At 38.3% G+C, this 23,237-nt stretch carries 16 protein-coding genes and 2 pseudogenes; 6 read left to right on the plus strand and 12 right to left on the minus strand.

Annotation, left to right across the window (positions count from 1 at the left end; all coding sequences use genetic code 11):
• Window positions 1-11 precede the first annotated feature (11 nt).
• The 4 genes from ACQY1X_RS05245 to ACQY1X_RS05260 form a co-directional block, all read right to left on the minus strand.
• Entirely contained in the window at window positions 12-2,396 is a 2,385-nt protein-coding gene (locus ACQY1X_RS05245) for a DUF3110 domain-containing protein (RefSeq protein ID WP_430014115.1), read from the minus strand.
• Window positions 2,384-4,177: a hypothetical protein gene (locus tag ACQY1X_RS05250; RefSeq protein ID WP_430014116.1), complete on the minus strand. Its 1,794-nt coding sequence runs from the start codon at window positions 4,175-4,177 to the stop codon at window positions 2,384-2,386. The genes ACQY1X_RS05245 and ACQY1X_RS05250 overlap by 13 nt, the downstream gene beginning before the upstream one ends.
• Window positions 4,170-5,306: an ATP-binding protein gene (locus ACQY1X_RS05255; protein ID WP_430014117.1), complete on the minus strand. Its 1,137-nt coding sequence runs from the start codon at window positions 5,304-5,306 to the stop codon at window positions 4,170-4,172. The genes ACQY1X_RS05250 and ACQY1X_RS05255 overlap by 8 nt, the downstream gene beginning before the upstream one ends.
• 75 nt (window positions 5,307-5,381) lie before the next feature.
• On the minus strand, window positions 5,382-5,738 hold the full coding sequence (locus ACQY1X_RS05260; protein WP_002733541.1) for a hypothetical protein: 357 nt from the start codon (window positions 5,736-5,738) through the stop codon (window positions 5,382-5,384).
• Window positions 5,739-6,889: 1,151 nt separating this feature from the next.
• Here ACQY1X_RS05260 and ACQY1X_RS05265 point away from each other — a divergent pair.
• Window positions 6,890-8,326, plus strand: a complete 1,437-nt coding sequence (locus ACQY1X_RS05265; protein ID WP_430014118.1) for an ammonium transporter — start codon at window positions 6,890-6,892, stop codon at window positions 8,324-8,326.
• Window positions 8,327-8,501: 175 nt separating this feature from the next.
• Window positions 8,502-9,926, plus strand: a complete 1,425-nt coding sequence (locus tag ACQY1X_RS05270) for an ammonium transporter (protein WP_430014119.1) — start codon at window positions 8,502-8,504, stop codon at window positions 9,924-9,926.
• Window positions 9,927-10,055: 129 nt separating this feature from the next.
• Here the strand turns inward: ACQY1X_RS05270 and ACQY1X_RS05275 are convergent, their stop codons facing one another.
• The 3 genes and pseudogenes from ACQY1X_RS05275 to ACQY1X_RS05285 form a co-directional block, all read right to left on the minus strand.
• Window positions 10,056-11,042: an IS30-like element ISMae39 family transposase gene (locus ACQY1X_RS05275; RefSeq protein ID WP_002732932.1), complete on the minus strand. Its 987-nt coding sequence runs from the start codon at window positions 11,040-11,042 to the stop codon at window positions 10,056-10,058.
• 211 nt (window positions 11,043-11,253) lie between these two features.
• Complete coding sequence (locus ACQY1X_RS05280; RefSeq protein WP_242028803.1) at window positions 11,254-11,745, minus strand: hypothetical protein; 492 nt, start codon at window positions 11,743-11,745, stop codon at window positions 11,254-11,256.
• A 263-nt stretch (window positions 11,746-12,008) separates the two neighbouring features.
• A pseudogene (locus ACQY1X_RS05285) lies at window positions 12,009-13,641 on the minus strand (IS1634 family transposase).
• Between the two features lie 162 nt (window positions 13,642-13,803).
• Here ACQY1X_RS05285 and ACQY1X_RS05290 point away from each other — a divergent pair.
• From ACQY1X_RS05290 to ACQY1X_RS05300, 3 genes and pseudogenes are all read left to right on the plus strand, one after another.
• The gene (locus tag ACQY1X_RS05290) at window positions 13,804-13,995 is read left to right on the plus strand and encodes a hypothetical protein (protein WP_002732835.1); all 192 of its coding nucleotides are present in this window, start codon (window positions 13,804-13,806) and stop codon (window positions 13,993-13,995) included.
• A 52-nt stretch (window positions 13,996-14,047) separates the two neighbouring features.
• Window positions 14,048-15,186, plus strand: a protein-coding gene (locus ACQY1X_RS05295) for an IS630 family transposase (protein ID WP_430014121.1) whose coding sequence is annotated in 2 segments (ribosomal slippage) — window positions 14,048-14,480 and window positions 14,480-15,186 — 1,140 coding nt in all. Because the reading frame shifts where the segments join, the coding sequence is not laid out codon by codon here.
• Window positions 15,187-15,204: 18 nt separating this feature from the next.
• A pseudogene (locus ACQY1X_RS05300) lies at window positions 15,205-16,098 on the plus strand (IS630 family transposase); the annotation flags it as partial.
• Here ACQY1X_RS05300 and ACQY1X_RS05305 read toward each other — a convergent pair.
• Entirely contained in the window at window positions 16,078-16,476 is a 399-nt protein-coding gene (locus ACQY1X_RS05305; protein WP_430014122.1) for a hypothetical protein, read from the minus strand. The pseudogene ACQY1X_RS05300 and the gene ACQY1X_RS05305 sit on opposite strands and share 21 nt — an antisense overlap.
• Window positions 16,477-17,110: 634 nt before the next feature.
• On the opposite strand from ACQY1X_RS05305, the gene ACQY1X_RS05310 reads away from it, so the two are divergent.
• The gene (locus ACQY1X_RS05310; RefSeq protein ID WP_002734811.1) at window positions 17,111-17,977 is read left to right on the plus strand and encodes a 6-pyruvoyl trahydropterin synthase family protein; all 867 of its coding nucleotides are present in this window, start codon (window positions 17,111-17,113) and stop codon (window positions 17,975-17,977) included.
• Between the two features lie 61 nt (window positions 17,978-18,038).
• Here ACQY1X_RS05310 and ACQY1X_RS05315 read toward each other — a convergent pair whose 3' ends face one another.
• The 4 genes from ACQY1X_RS05315 to ACQY1X_RS05330 all read right to left on the minus strand — a co-directional run bounded on the left by ACQY1X_RS05315 (window position 18,039) and on the right by ACQY1X_RS05330 (window position 23,233).
• Entirely contained in the window at window positions 18,039-18,848 is an 810-nt protein-coding gene (locus ACQY1X_RS05315) for an SDR family NAD(P)-dependent oxidoreductase (RefSeq protein WP_002777481.1), read from the minus strand.
• A 382-nt stretch (window positions 18,849-19,230) separates the two neighbouring features.
• The gene (locus tag ACQY1X_RS05320) at window positions 19,231-20,406 is read right to left on the minus strand and encodes a hybrid sensor histidine kinase/response regulator (protein ID WP_002777483.1); all 1,176 of its coding nucleotides are present in this window, start codon (window positions 20,404-20,406) and stop codon (window positions 19,231-19,233) included.
• Window positions 20,407-20,541: 135 nt separating this feature from the next.
• Window positions 20,542-20,988 carry a response regulator gene (locus tag ACQY1X_RS05325; protein WP_002758488.1) on the minus strand — a complete coding sequence of 149 codons (447 nt, stop codon included), beginning with the start codon at window positions 20,986-20,988 and terminating at the stop codon, window positions 20,542-20,544.
• On the minus strand, window positions 20,933-23,233 hold the full coding sequence (locus tag ACQY1X_RS05330; protein WP_430014123.1) for an ATP-binding protein: 2,301 nt from the start codon (window positions 23,231-23,233) through the stop codon (window positions 20,933-20,935). Before ACQY1X_RS05330 ends, ACQY1X_RS05325 begins: the two co-directional genes overlap by 56 nt.
• Window positions 23,234-23,237: the final 4 nt, after the last annotated feature.

The raw sequence follows: 23,237 nt of genomic DNA on the forward strand, positions 1-23,237 counted from the left end.
TCTCTCAATAATCAAAGAGGATTTTGGGTGAGTATTACTTCTTTGAATGTAAAAGGAAAGTTGTTATCTTGACCGATAATAAACAATAAGATGACAGGAATTATAAATGTAACGAGAATTGCTGGATGAGAAATATTATTGGGATTTTTGATAAATTTTTTAAGTTGTCTAGAAAGTTGACTTGTTTTAATTTTATGGATTAAGTATTGCCCATCTTCTTGAAAATCAAATTTATGAAATAAAAGTTTAATATCATTCCATGTTTTTTTCAACAATTCTATTTTGTTTGTATCAGGCTCAACGATCAATTGAAAATTTTCAAAAATCTGACTTAATAAAACACGAATTTCTTGAACTAGGTATATAACATGAATTTGTTTAGTTGTATTCAATTCAATGTTATTATCTGATTTTTTTATGTCTATAACTTCTCCTGAGTTCATAATCTCATTTTCTATATTTAATGTTAATGGTGGCGTGAAAATTTTATCTGGACTAACATTAAAACGAATATAAGAACTATCAAGAATTGGATAGGTCTCTTGCTCACCGATAAATGCCCGCATCCAACAGGCATCACTAGCAGCTAAAATAATTTCTTCAGGCTTGTATAATTCTTCAAGTTCCTCCTTTCTTTGCATTATTGCTACCGCTTCAGTTGTTTTACCTTGCTTTGAGTAAATATTATAAAGATTATTGAGTGTTTCAATCAGTTTTTCGTGAGTTCTCCCTAAGAGTTTTTCTTGTTGCTCTAAAAAATTTAGCAAAATAGACTCAACTTGATAATCTGCCCTTACACAAGCATAATAGAGATCCATATAAGTTTTTCCATCTTGATTATTAGCAATAAGACAACTGATTTTAAAATTAATTTTGTAATAAACATGAGAACTAGGAAAAAAGAATAATAAGGAGCCATCTAAATCATCAGTCCATATATTAAGGCTTGGTATGGGAAAAAAAGGCAAGGCAGATTGTCTCGATTCATCAATAAATATTTCTCGTTTATAATATAAGCGTTGATTAAGATAGAGCTTAAAATTTAGGAACCCAGGCCCAATCATCCAAAAATTAATATACGGATTAATTTGAGGAATTTCCCAAAAATGCAAACTTTTTTCGATTAAAGTATCCTGCTTATCAGAAATAAATTCCCATGAATATCCTGATTCTTCACAAAAAGTTTTAATGAGTTTTTCGGATACTTTTTCAACAGTAAAAGCAATAAAATTATCTTCTTTTAATATTTCTTGATTAAAAAAATGAGCGTTAATTGAGGATTCAAACAATATAATTATTCTTTCGTTATTTTTTTGTAAGTAGTGATAAACAACTTCGTTTTTATCTTTATCGTACCCCAATAGAATATAGTAGTTATTTGAACTATTTTTTTCAATAGCCTCTTGTGATGATAAAAATAAATTTATTTTTTCAGGAAAAACTGATGGAGTGATAACTTCAAATAAATGGTATTGTTCTCTATCTAAGTTTCTCCCAATTACATCTCCAATAATTATATTTTTATTATTTGGTGAAAAAAGGATAAGGCTGACGTGATTTTCTAATTTAAAAGCAGTAGTTCTATTCGTAAAAAGAATAATTTGTCCATTTTGTGAGGCGGAAAGAGTTGTTAAAACTCCGTCTATAAATTTTGTCTTTATAAAAGTGACAGGAGACTGATGTAAAAGAAGTGATGAAAATTTCTCCCCATTTCCCAATCTATAATACTCAATTTTACCGTTTTCAAAACCAAGCACTAAAATTTTATTGTCATCTGAAAGAGAAAAGCTAGTATAAGAATTATTCTCAAGAATAGGAATAGGATTTTTATTAATTAAATCAAAGTAACGCAATCCTCTTTCATAGTTATATCCGCCATCAAGAAAATCATTTTCTAATTTAGGCGTAATAACAAATTTTGCATCATTTGATAAAATTATTTTTTTCCAAAAATATTCATCATTTTTTTTAATTTCTGGTAGTAAGCTATAACCAAGTGAAGTGATTTCGTTAGCTTTTAAATCGTGCAATTGAAAACATCTTCTTTTTGTTTCCCTTAAAGCCCATTGACCATTTTGGCTGACGGCTCTATAAATAAAAGGAGGATTGGGTTGTTTTTCTGTATTTTCTGCGAAAATTTGCGCTAAAAACCATTCATCAAAAGTATTGTCTTCATAAACAAAAATTAACCAGAGTTGATTAACACTTTTGGCAACAGCACTAATAGCAATATTTTTTCTTCGATATTTAAAAGGACTTAATTTTAAGGTATTGAATTGTTGACCTGTTACCGAATCAGCGACGATTAAAAGATTAGGTTCCTGCCGAAAAAGAACCCATGCCCCATCAAGACTAATGGCAATTTTATAATTAAAATCAAATCCTACAGATGCCATAGTTTAATGCCTCCATTATTACCTTTTAGAATAAACCATTGAAAGTCTGGAGTTATATCATCTGGAACAATATAACTGGGTATATTAATGTTAATCTTTGTGATAGGAAGAGTTCTAAGTTTTCGCAAATTGGTTATTTTTTTATTGACTAATAAGTAAACTAATCGCTGGAATAAATTATTATAATTATAATATTTAAAGCTACAATTTAGTTTGATAAGATCATCTTCAGAGTTTTTTTCAAGATAAGAGTATTTAAAATGTAGTGAAGGAAACTCATCAAATATGTCAGAAAAAAATTTATTTATTTTATCTATTTTTTCATCCTCATCTTCTATTTTTGGAAAGCTAAAATATGTAATAGTTTTTTTAAGAAAATTAATCACTCTTACCCATTTTTTATCTAAAATATCATAGTCTTTCATTAAATAATTTTTTAGGTTGACTTTATAAACGCCCATACTGGTTATTAAAAAAAGTAAGGATTTTGATGAGTGTAATTTAAAACGCTTAATTGAAGGAATATTATTTACACGAATAATTAATTGAAGACGACCTTTCACTAAATCCCATATCTTGATATATTCACCCTGTCTAACAATTAACCAACGATTATTATCTCCAATAGCCAGCGTATCAATTTCTTTTTCATTGTCAATATCAATCCAAATCCAGCTTAAGTGATTAAGATAACTTGAAGTTCGATTATTTGGATCGATTTTCTCATGATAACCAGGAACACATGATTTAATATTAATACTTCTAAAATCTAATATTTGTAAAAAATATTTTTCTAAATCAACTACATATAAACTAAACCAACCTCCAAAATTTTCATTACGGCTAAAAGTAAGGTATTTTGCGTTTAAACTTAGCGCAAGACAATCACATTCATCATCATCTCTGTAGCCATTATAAGCAGTAGATCTAGCTAACGGAAAGCAAAGCACCGAACTATTTTCGTCTAAATTCCATAGCTCAAATACGGAAATCGCTATGCCTGCCCCAATAGGTTGTGACTTTCTAGATGAAACAGTTCCGACCCAATTTCCATCAGGACTAATTGTTATTAAGTTAAACTGAGTTCTTTCTATTATCTCTTTTTCAACAATAATATTATTTATAATTTGTTGCTTTTTATTTTTTCCATCTTCCTCATCTTCAACTGAGTCAAAGTTATAAAAATTAGAGGCAATAACTCGATAAGTTTCTCTGATAGTAAAATCTTTAATTAAGACTCCTGTTTTTAGATTCCACTGTTCGACTAAACCATTGCGTACCGTTACAGCAAATTTACCATCATCGCTAATTGCCATTGCATGAAAAATATTACCCCCTGCGATAGTTCTCACTAAAGAATCTTGAGGTGAAATCATGTCAACTTTTATCGGTTTTAACCAAGCATATTCCCGCCAATCATTAATCTGCTCTAAAAAAGGCTTTAGCTTCGGTTCATCAATCTTCATCAATTTACCTAACAACTGCCCTGGCAATTGATATTTATCCTGTTGTAAAACATTTGCCGACTGCTCAACTGCTCTAAAAATTAACTCTAAAACTCGTCTGTCTTCATTGGAGAAAACAAGCTGAGACTCCAACGCCAAACGATAATCTTCAATTAACGATTGAACCTCTTTTTTTCGGGATAACTTGTAGTCAAGAAACATGAAATCCGTCAAAATTTCATACAAATCCTCTACCGCCTCTCCTTTTGTCAAATGAAAAGGCAAATCCAACATCGTATCTAAATCTTCTGGCAAGAAATCTTCAAACTCATTCATGGTGGCGTTTTTTCATCTCCTTTCTCTTTTTCCAAAGGTTAGAATCAACTTGAGAAATATTCCTATGAATTTCCTGAAATGTTACTGGATAATCATTCTCTGTAAGTCCATGTAAAAAATCTTGGTAACTTGAGTGATAGATACCGTAACGCTTTTCATTATCTTTCATGATTTCATGTAAGAATTGTCTCCATTTTAATAAAATGTCCTGAACCGTTAAAGGACTTTCCCTAGAATAATCACAAACTTTACGCTGAGAAACAGCTTGTTTAACTGCGGCTAAAACAATTACAATTTTAATCTTTTCAACAGGTAAAGGATCATCTGTCATTCCCATTCGTCGCCAGTGAAACATATAATAACTTTGTAGGCCTTTTGGAAATTGTTCTAGTGTTAAATCCTTATATTCCCCTTTTTCTATATTTGAGAGAACGTAGCGGAGATACATAAAATTATTTTCACTTTTATTACTAATTTTATTAGTAAAATCTGCAACTGTTTCCTTTCTTTCTAGTATTTGAAGACGTAATTTTTCGCTTTTTTTAACTCGATTTTGAATATAAGTTCTAACATCTCGTTCACTATCAGCTTGATATTTATCATCAAGTAAATTTAACGACTGAGAAGGAGTATAAACTGTCATCGGAACATCAACACCTCTCCGTAAAGTTAGAATAAAATAAACTCCATTCGGTAAATGAGACGGCAAAAAAAGGATATTTGAAACACCTCGATAACTAGATTGATCTACCTCATCTAAAGCATCAACAACAATAATAATCGGATTTTCACTTTCTTTTTGAACAGACTCATTTAACAATCGTTCTAGAAATTTTCCATCCTGTGTCGCATTAGTTGGTAATGAGTGATAGTCCAACTGATAACGCTCAATTAACTGATTACAAATACTTTCAAGAAACTGTTCAGTACGATTCAGACCTTCTAGGACACTATTAAAATAAGCAATACAGCTAGTATTCTGAACATACTTAGCCAAGATTGCACTTTTACCCTGTCCAGGATCACCAATAACCGTAAAATAACCCTTAGAATTACTCGTAATAAATGAATTAATTTCATTAAATACATATTCACGACCAACAAAATCCTCAGTTTTATCGGCAATCAAAGTCTGAAATTGAGGAGGTATTTTATTAATTTCATCACGGTTTTGTTTGACCTGCTCCGTAACAGGCGGCTTCAGTCAATAAAAATTCTGAGTAACCGTTACATTAGAACCTGCTTCTGCAATAAATCCAAGATTCTTAATGATTTTAATTGCTTGAGCTTGCTTGTCGAGGTTTTGCTTGGCTACGGTTTCTGCTAATTGCTTAAATACTCCATCTTTTTCAATTAATGTCGCCATCATTTGTATCGGCTGTGCCAGAGCGTCTGTATTATCTTCCGAAGACGCTTCTAATTGTTTAAGCGTGTCAGGTGACTTTTGAGCCAATTGTTTTTTGATTTGCTCAACACTTTCCTCGACAATAACTTCCCCTGTTTTATTGAAAATACCAACTAAGACAAGAGCAACTATTCCTGCAAGGGTAAATGGCTCCATAGCGATTAGCCTAAATTATAAATTTGGATAACTATAATAGAGGGAGCATCCCATTTAGGCAATAAGTACAAATGCTGTGGCAATTGCCTGATTGAGATAAGCACAACGTAACTTTAAAAGCTGGAGGTTTTATTTAACAAAGTACAGAGAAATATTATAGGGCTGTCCTTCCCATTTCAATCCATAGCTTTGTAGGGTGCGTTCCCTGAAAACATGACAATTTCAAGGTTAACCAATATTTGGGAACGCACCACCCCTACCATTCATGGATTTGATTGTGGACTGCCTGTTTTAATACTAAATCCGCTTATTGAAAACTGATTATAGCGTTTCCCATTCACAAAAGGTACATTCTCGATCTTGAAAAGCTTAATCAGCAAAGGTTTAAGTGTGCCGTACAGGTACGAGAACCGCTATATTTAGGGTTGGCTGAAAAAGTTTTTCGTGGGGACAGGGTATGGGCTTCGACGGTGAGACTTCGGTGTGAGCTTGTCGAATCCGTCGAACCGCCAGGGTCAACTACCTAATTTTCAGAGAAAAAGTACCTGAATTTTACCCCCGATCACTCCCATATCCGGTACTTTTTGATTTCCAAAAAGTCTAAAAGTCTTACCCAACAGGGGTTTTAGATTTATTCAGCCAGCCCTAGTTAGTAATTTTGCTGCTACCCCATCAAGATCGATTTTTTCCGCTAAGTAGTCGGACATAAATTCTGTTGTCTATCTTAAGAAATGTGAATTGCCGCAATTCTTACTGACTCCGTTCGGTTGATCTCACGGCCGAAGCCTGAGTGTTCGTGTTAGTAAGCTTGTCGAACCACTGAGCATTCGACAAAAGCTCACGCCGAAGTCTCACCGTCGAAGCCTGAATACTGAATACTGACGACCGATAGCTAAAAAGCTGATCACTTCTCTACTATTATTATTTTAAAGTGAAACGTATCAGAGGATACAGAAATCTCAAATAAAAAAAAACAAAGATCGAAAAACATTGACTACTCACACATCAAGATAAATCCCTAGGCGTTTGGTCTTCTGAAATGATTGACCTCTGTTCCTAGGATTTAGCGGTTGAACGGACATAATTGCTCGGTAATTATTTTCAAAAGTAATGAATCGACCTACTAACTCAACAAAGTAAACGAATTAACGATGAAACGAATTGCTCGAAAATCTGGGGAACTTGTCGGTTTATTACCGAAAATTAACCCTGTCTGGTTAGCCTGTGTTCCCTTGTCTGCGATTATTTTTGTGGTTTGGAACACGGCCGTACAGGCCCAAGATGCGAAACCCTTAACCCCCGAAGATGTCCAAAACGCCCTCAATACAATCTGGGTTTTAATTGCCGCCATCCTCGTGATCTTTATGAATGCGGGTTTTGCGATGCTAGAAACGGGATTCTGTCGTCAGAAAAACGCCGTTAACGTTCTGGCCAAAAACCTGATCGTTTTCGCCCTCTCCACCATATCATTTTGGGCGATCGGTTTCTCCCTGATGTTTGGGTCTGTCAGTAACGAATTTTTCGGTACAGGAGGCTGGTTCCTTAGCAGTAGCGATCCCGCCACCTACGTTATGCCTGCCTCCTTGCCCACCTCAGTATTCTTCCTGTTCCAAGTAGCTTTCGCGGGAACGGCGGCAACCATTGTATCTGGGGCGGTGGCAGAACGGATTAAATTCGTCGATTTCCTCGTTTTTAGCTTAATTATCGTCGGTATCATGTACCCGATCACCGGTCACTGGGTTTGGGGTGGCGGTTGGTTAGCTGACCTTGGTTTTAAAGACTTCGCTGGTTCGACGGTGGTTCACTCGGTGGGTGGTTGGTCTGCTTTAACCGGGGCGGCAATTCTCGGCCCGAGAATGGGTAAATACATCAACGGTCGCACCAGTGCCTTACCCGGCCATAACATGAGTATCGCGACCTTGGGTTGTTTAATTCTCTGGATTGGCTGGTTCGGTTTTAACCCCGGCTCTACTTTGGCAGTTAATGAAACTGTACCCTATATCGCTGTCACCACTAACCTCGCCGGGGCCGCGGGTGGCATTGCCGCTACCTTTACCGCTTGGGCGAAAGATGGTAAACCTGACCTTTCGATGATTATTAACGGTATTCTGGCCGGTTTAGTAGCCATTACTGCCGGTTGTGATGGTGTTTCCTATTGGTCGGCGGCAATCATCGGTTTAATTGCCGGTGTAGTCGTGGTTTACTCGGTGTCTTTCTTCGATAACCTGAAAATTGATGACCCCGTGGGTGCGACTTCCGTTCACCTCGTCTGTGGTGTGTTTGGAACTTTAGCCGTCGGTATCTTCAACAAAGATGCGGGTTTAATCACCGGTCAATTCCAACTGTTTATTAACCAAATTATCGGAATTGTGGCAGTAGGGGCATTTACCGTGATTGTCAGTGGTATTGTTTGGACAATCCTTAAGGCTACCCTCGGTATTCGTGTTACTCCCGAAGAAGAAATGGAAGGTTTGGATGTGGGTGAACACGGAATGGAAGCCTATAGCGGTTTCGTCAAGGAGTCCGATATCGTTACTGGTGGCTATTATGCTTCCAGTGTTGACATGGAAACGCCTAGCGCTCGTTAGGTTAAACCTTGTAAAGATAGATTAACTTATCCCCGACAAAGTTAAAGAGAAAAGGAAGAAGGCCTCGCCCCGATGCGATCGGTGGCTATAATTAGCTTCTAAACCTTTTCTCTTTCGGTTTTTTGTCTCTTTCCAGACAGAAAAAATTAATCTTGCTACTAGGCACCAACCGTCAATGAAAAAGATCGTAGGAATAACCATGCTTTTGCTGGGACTGGGATTCAATTTCGGAGTTGCCCCGGTTTTTGCGGAAACCGTCGCCGCCGCTCCCCCCAATCCGATTAGTGCTGGAGATACAGCTTGGATGCTGATCTCGTCGGCTTTAGTTTTATTAATGACCCCCGGACTGGCTTTTTTTTATGGGGGTTTAGTACGTTCGCGTAACGTCCTCAACACCATGATGATGAGTTTGGTAGCCATGGGCGTAATTGGTGTAACTTGGGTGCTTTGGGGTTATAGTCTCGCTTTTGATGTCACCCCGGGTAAAAGTGGTTTTGGTGAAGGGATTGAAGCTTTTATCGGTGGTCTGGATTGGATTTTTCTTAACGGTGTCACCGCCGCCGCACCTGACAATATCGGTTATGCACCCACCGTTCCCCATCAAGTGTTTATGGTCTATCAGATGATGTTTGCGATCATCACCCCGGCTTTAATTTCAGGGGCGATCGTGGAACGGGTCAACTTTAAGGCCTATTTTTGGTTTTTACTGCTTTGGTCCACCTTTATCTATTCTCCCCTAGCTCACTGGGTTTGGGGTAAGGGTTGGTTAGCAGCCACTGGGGCGCTGGATTTCGCCGGTGGAACCGTTGTTCACGTTAGTTCCGGGATTTCCGCACTGGTGGCCGCTTGGGTAATCGGTCCGCGGCGTAGTTTTGGCACTCAAACCTATGCACCCCATAATGTGCCGTTTGTTCTCCTCGGTATCGGTTTACTCTGGTTTGGTTGGTTTGGTTTTAATGGGGGTAGCGCACTTTCCTCTAGTTCCCTAGCCACCACAGCTTTTGTTAATACCAGTATCGCCGCTTCGGCTGGTGGTTTGACATGGATGTTTATAGAATGGATTTTACGCGGTAAACCGACGGCGATCGGTATTGCTAGTGGATTTTTGGGGGGATTAGTGGGTATAACTCCCGCTGCCGGCTATGTGCTGCCGATTGGGGCGATTCTCATTGGTTCGATCACTGCCCTTAGTTGTTTTTTTGCGGTTAGTCTCCGAGCAAAATTGCGCTTTGATGACTCTTTGGATACCTATCCCGTCCATGGTGTGGGTGGGACAATAGGGGCAATCCTTACGGGGGTTTTTGCGACTAAATCGGTTAATTCCTTCGGTAATGACGGTTTACTATTTGGCAACCCCGGCTTAGTTTGGACGCAATTTGTTGGCGTTGCCGCTACTTATATCTTTGCTGCCGTGGGTACTTTTGTCATCCTGAAAGTTCTCAGTTTATTCATGGATTTGCGGGTTAAACCGAATACGGAAGCAGAAGGTTTGGATGTGCCTCAACACGGAGAGGAAGCCTACGGACAGGAATTCGAGTTTGGTAGCAGCTTTTCCTACCAAGAAAATCCTCCTAGCACAAATCCTCGAGAAAATTATTAGCGATTCAATCGGCTATCAGTCCGGCTAACAGAGGCGAAATTTCGTCTCTGTGGAACTTGGCTGAACAATCAAAAAAAAAGAACGGGTCTGCTTCTAGATGATACTAAATCTGGTTATTAAAAGGCCAATTCAAGTCTGAATTGCATCACTGTCTGATCTACCTTTATAGAATACCTCATTCGGGGTACGATAGTCAAGACATTTTCGAGGACGATTGTTAATCAAGTTTACGGCTCTTTCCACCTCCTCTGGCTTAACGATTTTAAAATTCGTTCCCTTAGGGAAAAATTGTCTTAACAGTCCATTGGTATGCTCGTTTAATCCCCTCTCCCACGAATGATAAGGAGTAGCAAAATAAAAATCTGCTCCTAGTTTCTGACTCAACTCTTGATGTCCACAAAATTCTTTGCCGTTGTCACAAGTAAAGGTTTTTCTTTTGTCAGGGTGAATCTCTTGAAAAAGTTTTTCTGTGACTCTATTGATTTCCGATGCGGTTTTGTTTTTGGCTAATCCTGCTACTAAAAATTTCGAGGCTTTATCTACATGAGTAACGAGAACTCCTAGATGATTGCCTCCAATCATTGTGTCACTTTCCCAATGACCGATTTCAGTTTTCTGGTCAGCAATTACTGGTCGCTCGCTGATATCTACACGCCCTGGAATCCCTCCACGCTTACTTTTTGCTCCGCCTCGACTCTTTCTTTGACAAAGCCCCCGGCGTAAATATTTCTGGTACTCTCCACATCCGTGATAGTTCTGATAGATCATTTGATAGATGGTTTCGTGACTGAGAGATTCTTGACTGGCTCTTTTCAGACGACCTGCTATTTGTTCGGGACTATGATAATCTTTCAATCCTTCTTTGACCAACTCTAAGGCTGACTCGCTGACATTTTTAAAGGGTTGTTTGGCATTTTTTCGCCTTGTCTCGCTTTCAGCTTGTGCTGTGTCAGGTAGATAGCAGCCAAGAGAACTTTGATTCCTTTTTAATTCCCGTGATATTGTGCTTTGATGACATCCGAGCCAGACGGCCATTTGCCGTTGAGATAAATTTCCCTCCTGACTAAGTTGGTAGAGCAAGTTTCTTTGTTCTATGTTAAGATGTTGGTGGCTCATTTTGGGTCTGATTTGTTTTTGTTAATGATCAGACAGTACCTGATGAGCCTTTCTTTGTCAACTCTTGAGGTTGATGCGTTTCATTTTTGAATTGGCGAAAACTGATTATTTATTCCCCCTTTTGCCTCTTGCCTCTTGCCTCTTGCCTCTTGCCTTTCCTGATATGTAGCCTATACTCAACGGATTTAGTATGAGATGAGGTTTCAAGCCCTCACACATTGCGCCAATACCAGCGAGTAACATCGGTTAAAAACTGTTTGACTCTGGGAGGAGGGGTTATTTTTAATCCTAGCCATTGATAGGTAAGTTCTCCTACTACATGATATTTCTTAGAGATGTTCATATTTGTCGGTAACTCCATTCCCCAGCGTTTAAAACTAGCGGCGCAATTTTCTGTGATTTCACCGCGACTGGTGCTTTCCCCATACACGGCTATATTCTTGTCCACAATTAATTGTCTTTCTCCCACTAACTTTGTAATTCTGAAACTATCCATTTCCTTAGCAACAAATGGTCGATCAGGAAAACTTTCAAAAACTCTTCTCAAAGCTTTTACTTTTATGAATTGATGAGACCAGAGATCCGGGAGAGTATCTGCTTGAGAAAATACCGTTTCTCGTAAAACGACTTGCTTTTTAGGGGTGAGAATCTTGACTCCTTCTTGAATAAATTTGTCGCTTTTAAAGTAATACCAATTCTCCAAAATGTGACTACAGATAGGCTAGAATATCATATTACCCATATTCCGCACTTCACTTTGAAGTATAAAAAACTACAGGTCTTTTCAAAGAAAAAAAATCAGAATAATCAAAAAAAATACTCAACCAATCAGATGTTGAGGAGAAATCATAAAATGCCAAATATTTTTTCGGCTCGAAGAGTTAAACTAAGTCACAACAATTCGAGGAGTAGTGACTCTCCTATAAGCATATTACTCAATTGTTATCAACTTTGTTGCTTTGTTATTTAGACTAACGATGACAGATAATATTTTTGACAAGATGAAGGCAGAAAATTTAAAATAAAACGGCGTTCTTCAGTTAAATTGACAATTTGCTTGACCCCATTCACAATAAAAATATGAATGCCCTGAAAACATTGAAATATCCATCTCATTGTGGGACGACTCGTTAATTTACTGACTTGATTTTTGACTCCAGCCTTTGCTCTTTTTAAGCTATTTCTTAGTTCTCTTTGTCCGAGGTTATAGACTAACAAGCAGAAAGACATCAAGAATAACATTGTCTCGATTCTTTCCGTTTTTTTAACAAAGAAACTATCCGCAAAAAATAAAGGCTCTTTCAAAAATCTAAATCCTCTTTCACAAGACTGTTGATTTTTATAAGTTGTCACCATTTCGGCTGAGTCTAATTTGTCTTCTTCATCAACTAAGTTAGTTGCTAAAATAAATCTGCCTGCTTCCTTTCTTCTTCTGACTATCTCTTCAGTTTTTTCTTGCCCTACGCCGCTAATTTTATAAATCGTTTTATGGTCTTTTGATTGACTGGCAATTAGGTCAATTTCTAGGATTTTAACGAGGTTTAATTTTTGATTAATTGCTCTTAATTTATATCGGGCTTGTTGGGGATTTTCAAACTCTTCTTTCTGCAAGCTCTTGAGAATTCTCTCCCCTTTGTCTTTTTCTTTTTTCAGGTTATTTTCTAGTTTTTTTAAGTCACTTATTTGTCTTTTTTCACTGGTTACTATTAGCCAGATTTGTTGGATTCCCCCATAAGTCACTTTTTCTTCTTTCCAGGTATATCCTTCTAAATTTAGCTCTGCCCTTTTTTCTCTTTCCTTGGCCTCTATTTCTTCCATTTCTGAATTTTGGACTAATTCTTTGGCTCTTTTTATCGTCATGGGAACTCTACTTATCCATTTTAGATGTTGAATTAGTTGAAGATTCTCTTGACTATATAAGGCACTGTCACAGACCATAATACTGTCAAATTTTATTTGTTTTTTAAATTCTACTAAGATTTTGCCAAAGACAGCTTTGTCCGCTTCATTTCCATCTCCGACTCTCACAAATAATGGTACGTCTCCATCCTCGGTTGTTATTAAGTCTAAGACGCATTGTTTCAAATCTGGTCGATGGTCACGAGAATATCCTTTGGTAATAATTATTGGTCTTTCTTTGAGCAGCTCTTCTTCTTTCTCTTTTTTCTTCACTTTTATATTCTCCATCTAGATGAAATGATGTGGCATCTAGATGAGAATATTTTGTCTCTATTTTAAATTTTTTGATGACCGATAAGACAACTTCTATAAAGATATCATTCAGTCCATGTTTGTATAATTCATCCATGACTCTCCCAATTTTATCATCATTGATATAATCGGTTTTTATTTCTTCTCCCAATAATTCTTCGATTCCTTTATCTTCAAAAAATTGACTAAATAAGTATAAAGGTCTTGAAACAAATCCTAATCCATTGATTAGAATAGCTTTGACCACTGTTCCTGCTGAAATTTTTTCTCGGGGGTCGATTCCTAATTTAGAGTTGATTATTTCAACTATTCCTATTTCGTCAATTAGCCCGGCTACTATTCCTAAGTGATCTAGGTTTTTAATTTTTACCTCTGAGATAGGAGACAATTTTTGTACCTTTAATAGATTTTTGAGCTTTTTGATTGTCTCACTTTTTTGGGACTAATTCTCTGAGTATTTTTACTTATTTTTTCTTGAATGAGTTTATGCTACTTTATACTACATTTTGAAGTGCGGAGTGTCGGATATTAGTAGAGTTAAAGGAAAAATATGGCAGGAGTTTATAAGATAGAAATATCTGAAAGTGAAGCAGAACTCAAGGAACTGCTTAGAAAAGAAAAAACTGGTTCAGGAAAAGAAAGAATACAAGTATTGTACTTGTTAAAGACAAAAAAGGCAAAAACGGTGACAGAAGCCGCGGAAATGCTAGGAAGAAATAGTAGAGCATCAATTTTGTTTTGAGGGATAAAAAAAGAGCTAATCTGGAAGAAGTTATCCAACTTCAGACAAAAAAATGCCGAAGAAAAAATATATTGTAGATCTAACAGACTCCGAAAGAACTGAACTCGAGCAGCTAACCAAGAAAGGAAAAATAGCAGCTTACAAAATGAACCATGCCAGAATACTACTTTTAGCAGACGTCAATCAACAGGAAGGTGGTTGGACTGACTCGAAAATTAGTGAAGCCTTAAATGTTGCTCAAGCCACCATTGAGAGAGTACGACAAAGATTTGTCGAGTCAGGAATTGAATCATCATTAATTCGAAAAAAGCAAGAACATCGCCGTGCCAAAATTATCGATGGGGAAAAGGAAGCATATCTGATTGCCATCGCTTGTAGTGAAACACCAAAGGGACGAGCAAAATGGACACTTCAAATGCTGGCAGATAAAATGGTCGAACTTGAATATGTGGAAAAAATATCACGAGAAACCATCAGAAAAACCTTAAAAAAAATGAATTGAAACCATGGCTGAATCAATCATGGGTCATTCCCCCAAAAGAATCAGCGGAGTTTGTCTGTGCCATGGAAGATGTCTTGGATATTTATCATAGTGAGTATGACCAGCAAAATCCCTGGCTGTGTTTTGATGAGATTTGTAAACAATTAGTCAAAGAAACAAAAGAGAAAATACCAGCCGAACCAAGAGAACCAGAAAGGTATGACTATCAATATGAGCGTAATGGTGTAGCCAATATGTTTATGTTTTTTGAACCATTACAAGGTGGGCGACATGTAGAAGTTACACAACAAAGGACGGCGAGCGATTATGCACACCAAATGAAATATTTGGTTGATGAGCATTATCCGGATGCCCAGAAAATTAGAGTAATTCAAGACAACTTAAATACTCATGTAAAAGCCTCATTATATAAAGCCTTTGAACCAGAAGAGGCCAAGAGAATTTTAGATAAACTCGAATTTCATTACACTCCCAAACATGGCAGCTGGTTAAATATGGCAGAAATTGAGTTGAGCGTTTTGAATCGTCAATGTCTCGATCGTCGTATCCCAGACATGGATAGTTTAAAACAAGAAATTAAGGCATGGGAAGAAAATCGAAATGAAAAGTCAAATTCAGTTGACTGGAGATTTACTACTGCTGATGCTCGTATTAAATTAAAAAAACTCTATCCCTCAATTCAAACTTGACAGACTAATAGAGTCACTGTACAAGATTGGTTAGGAAAATATCGTCAAGGAGGACTCGAAAAATTATTGTCTAAAAAAGTCAGTACAGGAAGACCAAGAAAAGTTCCTCAGTGGGCAGAAAAAACCTTAGAAAAAAGATTAAAAGAAAAGGAAGGATTTGATAATTATGAGGAAATTTGTGAATGGTTAAAGGAAAAATTAGGGATAGAAGCCAAGTACAAAACTGTACACAAATTAGTATATTATCGGCTAAAAGCGTCTCCAAAAATAGCCAGACCAAAAAGCCTAGAACAATCAGAAGAAAGGTTAGAGGATTTTAAAAAAAACCTCCTAGAAAATTTGGCAATGCTGAGTTGGATGGCGATAACAATGATGAGTAATACAGGAAAAATTCGCTTTTTATGTGAAGATGAAACTCGTCTGGGACTGAAAACAATCAGCGGGAGAAAAATAACAGCAAAATGGGTAAAACCTTACGGGAAAGTGCAGGGTCAATTTCAAGCGATCTATATCTATGGGGTGGTAGAGCCGAAGACAGGAGAGCATTTTTTTTACGAATTCACTCATTTAAACAGTCAATGTTTTCAAATATTTTTAGAATTAGTTTCTGAATATTTTGCCGATAGTATTTTGATAATACAGTTAGATAATGGCAGGTTTCATAAGGCAAAAAACCTGAAAATACCTGACAACATTATTCTCATGTTTCAGCCACCACATTGCCCAGAATCTAATCCAATTGAACAGATTTGGCAATATCTAAAAAAAGGATTGAGATGGAAACTACCTAGAGACTTAGAGGAATTACGTTTGTTAATTGGTCAACGACTCGAAGAAATGAACAAAGAGGTAATTGCTTCAATTGTTGGACGAGGTTATATCCTGGATGCTCTATCTGTAGTTGGTATTTAGAGAATTGGTATAACCACCTTTAAGGTGGCGCAGGCAGAGAACTGTTAGGAGATCGGACTCGGTGTTATTGATAACAAAATTGTAGATATCATTAGCCGCCTCTTCTTGAATTCGGATCAGGTAACGATTATCCATGCACCAATAAATCCATTCTTCATCAGGCAAGTCTTTTAAGAGATTTAAAACCGTATCCCTGATCTTGGAACAGTCCATCGGAATTAACTCCACTTTATCGCCATATTTTGCTAAGTTCTCAGGATAATTGTCGTAGGGAACACGAAAAGTAAAAGGATTACTTGGCCACAATTTTTGATAAGTATAAATCATGTGATCAGCAAATTTAATGTACTTATCGCAGGTCAAAACGATCGCTTTCATAAATGATTCTTAATCCTGAATAGTTTTTTAGTTTTAGCTGTTATCCTTACGGAGCGACTAATTATAGGATTATCACCAGCAAATTTACAGCAAAGCTGTCTATTTGTCAATACTTTTGGTATCCTAGTCTTGAAAAAACAGAGAGCGGCACTCAAGAAGGCCGTTTATTCTCTCCATCAACTGGCAATTTTAGCGATTATTACTGACAATAATCAAGAATAACGAATCGAGTTAAGTAGCTGGTTATAATTAAATTAAAAATGGATTTTAGGTTCGATCCCCCCTGCCCCCCTTGATAAGGGTGGTGCCGATAGGCGGGGGGATCTGAAAGTTTTTAATACCTATCTACTTAAGTAGTTATCAAGTCACAAACATTTAAAAAAAGAAATAGGTTTATATTGGGGTAAAATCCAGTTTAGAATGGCCACAAGACCCAGAAAAAAGAAAAAAATTCAACAGAAACTAGCGGAATATTTAAAAATAGCAAAATCTCAATATAGACTCACAGCGATCGCACCATACCAGAATTGAGGGATAACTTTCCCCAGTCTGCAAGCTGGGGGGGACAAAACTGGTTTATGCTAGAAAGAGTTACCTTAACGTAACTTTACAAAGTCATCGATCGCCCACATTTATGGATTGCATCATCAATCGTCGAGCGCGGTTTTCAGCCAGCCATCGCTATTATCTACCAGAATGGGACGAAGCCGAAAATCAAAGACTTTTTGGTCTTGGTAGCCGTTTTCCCGGTCATGGTCACAATTACGAATTATACGTCTCCCTATACAAAGAACTCAATCTTTATGGCATGGTGGAGAATCTCTCCACCGTGAAACAGGTAATTAAACGAGAGATAACCAGTCAATTAGACTACTCCTATCTCAATCAAGTCTGGCCGGAATTTCAGCAAACCCTACCCACCACAGAAAATATCGCTAGAGTTATCTGGCAAAGATTAGCACCCTATTTACCATTGGTCAAAATTCAACTATTTGAACACCCCGAATTGTGGGCAGAATATCAAGGAAAAGATATGGAAGCAACTTTAACTATCAAAACCCATTTTAGTGCCGCTCATCGTTTGGCTTTACCGCAATTAACCCTCGAACAAAACTCGGAAATCTACGGCAAATGCGCCAGGGTAAACGGTCATGGTCATAATTATCACCTAGAAGTATCCGTGGCGGGAGAAATTGATCCCCGCACCGGTATGATTGTGGATCTAGGAGATTTACAAAAAGCGATCGATGAATTGGTAGTAGAACCCTTCGATCATACTTTTTTAAATAAGGATATTCCCTACTTTGCCGAAGTGGTTCCCACCGCGGAAAATATTGCCTTACATATCGCTCAACTATTGGAGGAACGGATCCGCCAATTAGGAGCCGAATTAGATAAAGTTAAACTAATTGAAAGTCCCAATAATTCTGCGGAAATCCACTGTCGTGGTTCGGTTCAAGCTCCCCGACAACTTCTAGAAAAAACCCTGACAGCCGTTTAATTGCCTGTTGGTGAAGGTGATTAGGGTGAGCATGGCTCACCCTGATGGATTTAATCAAACCCTAGTTAAACACTTCTCGCCATCCTCGCTTTCCTTTGCTTTGGCGCAAGGGAGAGGCTAAATCGACAATTTTCTCCAGCAGTTTCGGGGCCAATTTTTGACACCAAAGAGCTAGATGACTTTGCCAACCGACGACAATTTCCGTTTTTTCCCTATTTAACCCGGTAATTAGGGTTTGGGCGACTTCTTCGGCGCTCATCGGCTTTAACCATCGAAATAACTGCAATTCTCGCACCATATCCGTATCGGTTAAAGAGGGTAAGAGGGTGACAACTTTGATGTTGTGTTCCCGTAATTCCGACCTGAGAGCCTGACTAAAACCCAAAATGGCAAATTTGGTGGCCGAGTAGGTAGCGAAGCTAGGAGCGGCAATTTTACCCATCATGCTGGAAACATTGACGATGGTTCCCTGTCCCCGAATTGCCATCCGGCGGGCAATTAAGCGAGTAACTGTGTACATGGCCATCAGATTTAAAGATATTTCTGCTTGCACTTGCGAAAATTGCGATCGCAGAAAGGGGGTTTGATGGGCAATACCGGCACAGTTAACGAGGATATCAATGCCACGACATTCTTGCCAAACGCGGATAATTGAAGGACTAACAAGGTCATTTTCGGTTAAATCTAGGGCTAAAGGTGTGGCAATGACCCCTAGAGACTCAATTTCTTTGGCTAGTTTGTCTAATCGCTCTTGATCTCTGGCAACAATCACAATTCTGCTTAAACCTTGTCGGGCTAATTCTAAGGCGATCGCTCGTCCAATGCCCCGGGATGCCCCCGTGACTAGGGCTGTTTTTCCCTGTAATTTCATGATCAAACTCCTGTTTTAAGCAACAGTACAGAAATTTATTGGTTTTGCTTCTGAAATCTTTGATTTGTGCATCTATGCCCTACATAAGTAGCGAAGCAATCGGGGGATAGATGGATAGGTTAGGGTGCATGGGATTTTTCCTCCTTCAAAGCGCACTCTTGAACCCACGGTAACAGTTGTCTTTACAAACAGCAATCTTTTTTAACACTTTTCCGCAAAATCACTCGATCGGATGAACGCTCAGGGTGATCCTCAATCCTATGGAAGGGGAGCAGGGAGAGAGGAGAGGTAGGGTTGATTCATGAATCAACCCTACTATGAATCAACCCTAGGGGAGAGGGGCAGCAGAAAAAAAAATTGTGGTTCCACCCTATTGTTGATCTCAATTTAGGTGTTCAATGTCGGTAATAATCGGTAGAATCACCGTGATCTTTGTGCCTTTTCCTTCCTCACTTTCTATGTAAATTTGTCCTTTGTGCGCTTCCACACAGCGTCCGACAATGGCTAATCCTAATCCCGTTCCTTGAATATTATCGACATTGCTACCGCGATAAAAAGGTTTAAATAAATTTTCTTGATCTTTGCTGGGAATACCAATGCCTCGATCAATAATTTTAAAGACTACCTGCTCGGATTCGACAATAATCTTAAATTCTACGGGGTTTCCCTGTGGTGAATATTTGATAGCATTTCCCAGTAAATTTGTCAAGATATGTTTAATTAAATTAACATCCCAAAGTCCTCTTTCTAAGCTGCCCTCAATTTGGAAAATAATTGCCGATTGTTTTTCTGGCTTAACCATAAAAGATTCTACCAATTTCTGACAATAATCGAGCAAATCCACTGGATCAAATTGACAGTATAATCTCCCAGAATCGGCCCTACCAATTAATAACACTTCTGTGAGCAATTGATCCATGTCTTTAATGGCCGATCGAATCATGCGAAAATAGCTAACTTGCTGATCTTTTGTCAACCGATCGCGACTTTCTTCTAATAATCCAGCCGAGAGTAAAATTTTATTTAAAGGATTGCGAAAATCGTGAGATAACATGGAAACAAATTCAGTTTTTAACTGATTTAATTCCTGAGCTTTTTCCAGTTGATTAGTGCGTTCAATCACGCTCATTTTTAAAGCTTCGTTCGATTCTCGTAAAGCTTCCTCCATCTGTTTTCGCTCGATCGCATAACATAGCGATCGAGTTAAAATTTCTAAACTTACTTCTCTTTTAATTAAATAATCCTGCGCTCCCTGACGTAGTGCTGCCAAAGCTAAATTATCATCATTAGTATTAGTTAAAACCACGATTGGTAATTTCGGAGCCGTAATTAAAAGGGGAGCTAAGGATTCCAAATCCTGACTATCTGGTAAAGTTAGATCTAATAAAATTACATCAAAATTTGTTTGTTTTAAAAGAGAAATTGCCTCCGATAATCTTGACACATTAACCAGATGAAATTCTTTTTTTTCATTACCCTTAAGAATTTCCTTTAATAATCGAGCTTCGGCTAAATTATCCTCGATTAAAAGAACTTTTATATCCTGCGAGAGTCCCATTGTTTAATCAAGAGTTAAAGAGATTTGGGAAGTTAGGAAGTGGGGTGTGGGGTGTGGGGAGAATAAAGCTGCCTCCTGACTCCTGACTACTGACGACCGACTCCTGATAACTGATAACTGATCACTGATAATGATTCACTCCCCAGGTAAAGTAGCGGTTTCTAACCAAAAAGCCTCGATATTTTTGACAATTTTGAACAAATCGTTGAGATTGCGCGACTTGGTTATATAACAATTAACGTGCAGTTCATAGCTATAAAAAATATCCTCCTCGTTGCGAGAAGTGGTTAAAACCACCACAGGAATTCTTTTTAAACTGGGATCGTTTTTGATTTCCGCTAATACCTCCCGTCCGTCTTTTCTTGGCAAATTCAGATCGAGAAGAATCAGATTAGGACGAGGAGAATCGAGATACTCCCCTTCTCGACGCAGATAATCCATGGCGTTGACACCATCCCTAACGATAACTAATTCGTGCGGGACGGTGCTAGTTTTTAATGCCTCTTGGATGAGGCGAATATCAGCTTTACTGTCCTCCACTAATAAGATAATTTTGTGTGGCACGTCCTCGCCAGCGCTCACGCTCGTTACCTCCTAGGGGAATTGTAAAATAGAAAACCGCTCCTTTACCTAATTGGGATTCTACCCAAATTCGTCCGCGATGACACTCGATAATTTTCTTACAAATCGCCAAACCCATACCTGTGCCGGGGTACTCGTCGCGGGTGTGCAGTCGTTGGAAAATTACGAAAATGCGTTCGGAAAATCGGGGATCGATGCCAATTCCATTATCGCTGATAGAGAACAGCCATTCCTCCTCTTGACGTTGAGCAGCAATATGAATAGTGGGGGTTGCTTTTCCCCGGAATTTAATGGCATTACCGATGAGATTTTGGAACAATTGCATTAACTGAGTTTTATCTGCCATGACAATTGGCAAAGGATCAACGGTGATTATAGCTTGACTTTCTTGAATTCTCCCTTTCAGGTTAGCGAGAGCTTTTTCCAGTGCCAGATTAGCATCGATGGTATTAAACTCTACCGCCTGCATATCCACTTTTGAGTAAGCCAGCACATCATCTATTAATGTTTGCATCAAGCTGACACCTTCGACGGCAAAAGTAATAAATTCTTTAGCATCTTCGTCCAGTTCTTCGGTGTAGCGCATTTCTAGCAACTGCACATAGTTGGCGACTTGATTGAGGGGTTCCTGTAAATCGTGGGAAGCGACGTAGGCGAATTTTTTTAATTCGGCGTTTGATAGTTCCAAATCCCGCGCTAAACGTGCCAATTCATCGGCTTGTTTTAAGATGATATTGACGATCGCTTTTCGTAATTCTAGTGCGGCGTTAATTTCTACCGCTTTCCAGGGTAAAGATTTGAGGCGAACGGTTTCTTTCCAGAGGGAGAAAGATTTACGCGGACAGAGACGAATATTACCATCTATGGCAGTCGTTTTGATCGCTTTACCCGGATCACCACCCCAGTTCACGGTTTGAATTACTTCTGGACGAAACCAGAGGAGATAATTACGTTTAGAAATGGGAATTGCTAGTAAACCACTGGCAATATCTTTAAACTTACCCGCATCGGTATAAATTCGCGGCAAGGAATTAGTATAGTAAACATCTTCATGGACGTTTTTTTCTAGCCAAGTAATCAGATAATTTAGTTCTTCTTCGCTCGGTGTTACTCCAATTAAGGTATAATTGCCGCCTAAACAAATAGCGGCTCCTGTGGCTTTAGTTAGATCGAGCAGATTCGGTTTATGGGCAATTAATCCATCAATAAAGTTATTAGCTTCCGCCATATAATCGATTAATTGCGATTGCACAAAGCTTAATTTTACTCGATAGTCATAATCCTCGGTTTCTTCCCGTGCCGATATTTCCGAAAAAATCACTCTTCCTAAGAACTCACAGGCTTTACGGAGTTCGTAGGGTACATATTTAGGGGTGCGATGATGACAGGCAATAATGCCCCAGAGACGTTTATTTTCAATCAAAGAAATGGTTAGAGATGCTCCCACTCCCATGTTATGCAGATATTCTAAATGACAGGGAGAAGCACTTCTAAGACTGGACAGGGTTAAATTTAAGGGTTGTTGGGTTTCGGGATGAAGACTAGGCACTAGCTCGACGGGTTCAGAGGTAGCATCGGGAATCTGTCGAATCCAATTAGCGCTTAATAAATTTCGTGCCGGGAGAGGGATATCGGAAGCGGGATAACGTAAACCTAGATAGGGTTCTAGTTGCTCTATTTTGTCTTCTGCTATCACATCACCGTTATCTTCTTCGTCGAATTTGTATAACATAACTCGATCGAATCCTGTCATTTTTCGCACTTCTTTAACGATGATATTACAGAAATCTTTCAGGCTACGGGTGGCTTCAAGTTTATCGATCGAAGTTTTGGCTAGGTGATAGAATCTCAGGAAAGGAATGTTTTCATAGGAAATAGCTGGTTCTAACTCTAAAATCAGCATTTGTTCGGCGTTACGGTGGAAAATAGCATCAAAGACGGCAAAATCATCCCCTTTAACCCGCGCCCAAATTTTGGCAGGATTGAGAGCATCAAAATCGTTATTTTCTATGGCTGATTTTAGAGGATCGATCTGAAAGGGATCGAAGATTTCCTCTAGGGTTTTACCGATAATTTCCCCCGGAGAAATACCCAATAAACTGCGGCTATTATTGCTAGTTTGGCTGACTTTTAGCTCCGGTTCGCTGAGAACTAAAAGCACCCCGTGCGGTTGAATTCGGTTATAGAGATGGATCGGTTCCCGTTCGATCGAAGTTGGGTTAATTGTCTCGGTTATAACTTCCATGTGT

The organism is Microcystis protocystis FBCC-A270, from assembly GCF_050500235.1.
GTDB classification, from domain to species: Bacteria; Cyanobacteriota; Cyanobacteriia; order Cyanobacteriales; family Microcystaceae; genus Microcystis; species Microcystis ichthyoblabe_A.

Coding starts and splice junctions, on each gene's coding strand:
- ACQY1X_RS05245 (WP_430014115.1), bottom strand. CDS start 2,396: ATGGCATCTGTAGGATTTGATTTTAATTATAAAATTGCCATTAGTCTT.
- ACQY1X_RS05250 (WP_430014116.1), bottom strand. CDS start 4,177: ATGAATGAGTTTGAAGATTTCTTGCCAGAAGATTTAGATACGATGTTG.
- ACQY1X_RS05260 (WP_002733541.1), bottom strand. CDS start 5,738: ATGGAGCCATTTACCCTTGCAGGAATAGTTGCTCTTGTCTTAGTTGGT.
- ACQY1X_RS05265 (WP_430014118.1), top strand. CDS start 6,890: ATGAAACGAATTGCTCGAAAATCTGGGGAACTTGTCGGTTTATTACCG.
- ACQY1X_RS05270 (WP_430014119.1), top strand. CDS start 8,502: ATGAAAAAGATCGTAGGAATAACCATGCTTTTGCTGGGACTGGGATTC.
- ACQY1X_RS05275 (WP_002732932.1), bottom strand. CDS start 11,042: ATGAGCCACCAACATCTTAACATAGAACAAAGAAACTTGCTCTACCAA.
- ACQY1X_RS05290 (WP_002732835.1), top strand. CDS start 13,804: ATGGCAGGAGTTTATAAGATAGAAATATCTGAAAGTGAAGCAGAACTC.
- ACQY1X_RS05305 (WP_430014122.1), bottom strand. CDS start 16,476: ATGAAAGCGATCGTTTTGACCTGCGATAAGTACATTAAATTTGCTGAT.
- ACQY1X_RS05310 (WP_002734811.1), top strand. CDS start 17,111: ATGGATTGCATCATCAATCGTCGAGCGCGGTTTTCAGCCAGCCATCGC.
- ACQY1X_RS05315 (WP_002777481.1), bottom strand. CDS start 18,848: ATGAAATTACAGGGAAAAACAGCCCTAGTCACGGGGGCATCCCGGGGC.
- ACQY1X_RS05320 (WP_002777483.1), bottom strand. CDS start 20,406: ATGGGACTCTCGCAGGATATAAAAGTTCTTTTAATCGAGGATAATTTA.
- ACQY1X_RS05330 (WP_430014123.1), bottom strand. CDS start 23,233: ATGGAAGTTATAACCGAGACAATTAACCCAACTTCGATCGAACGGGAA.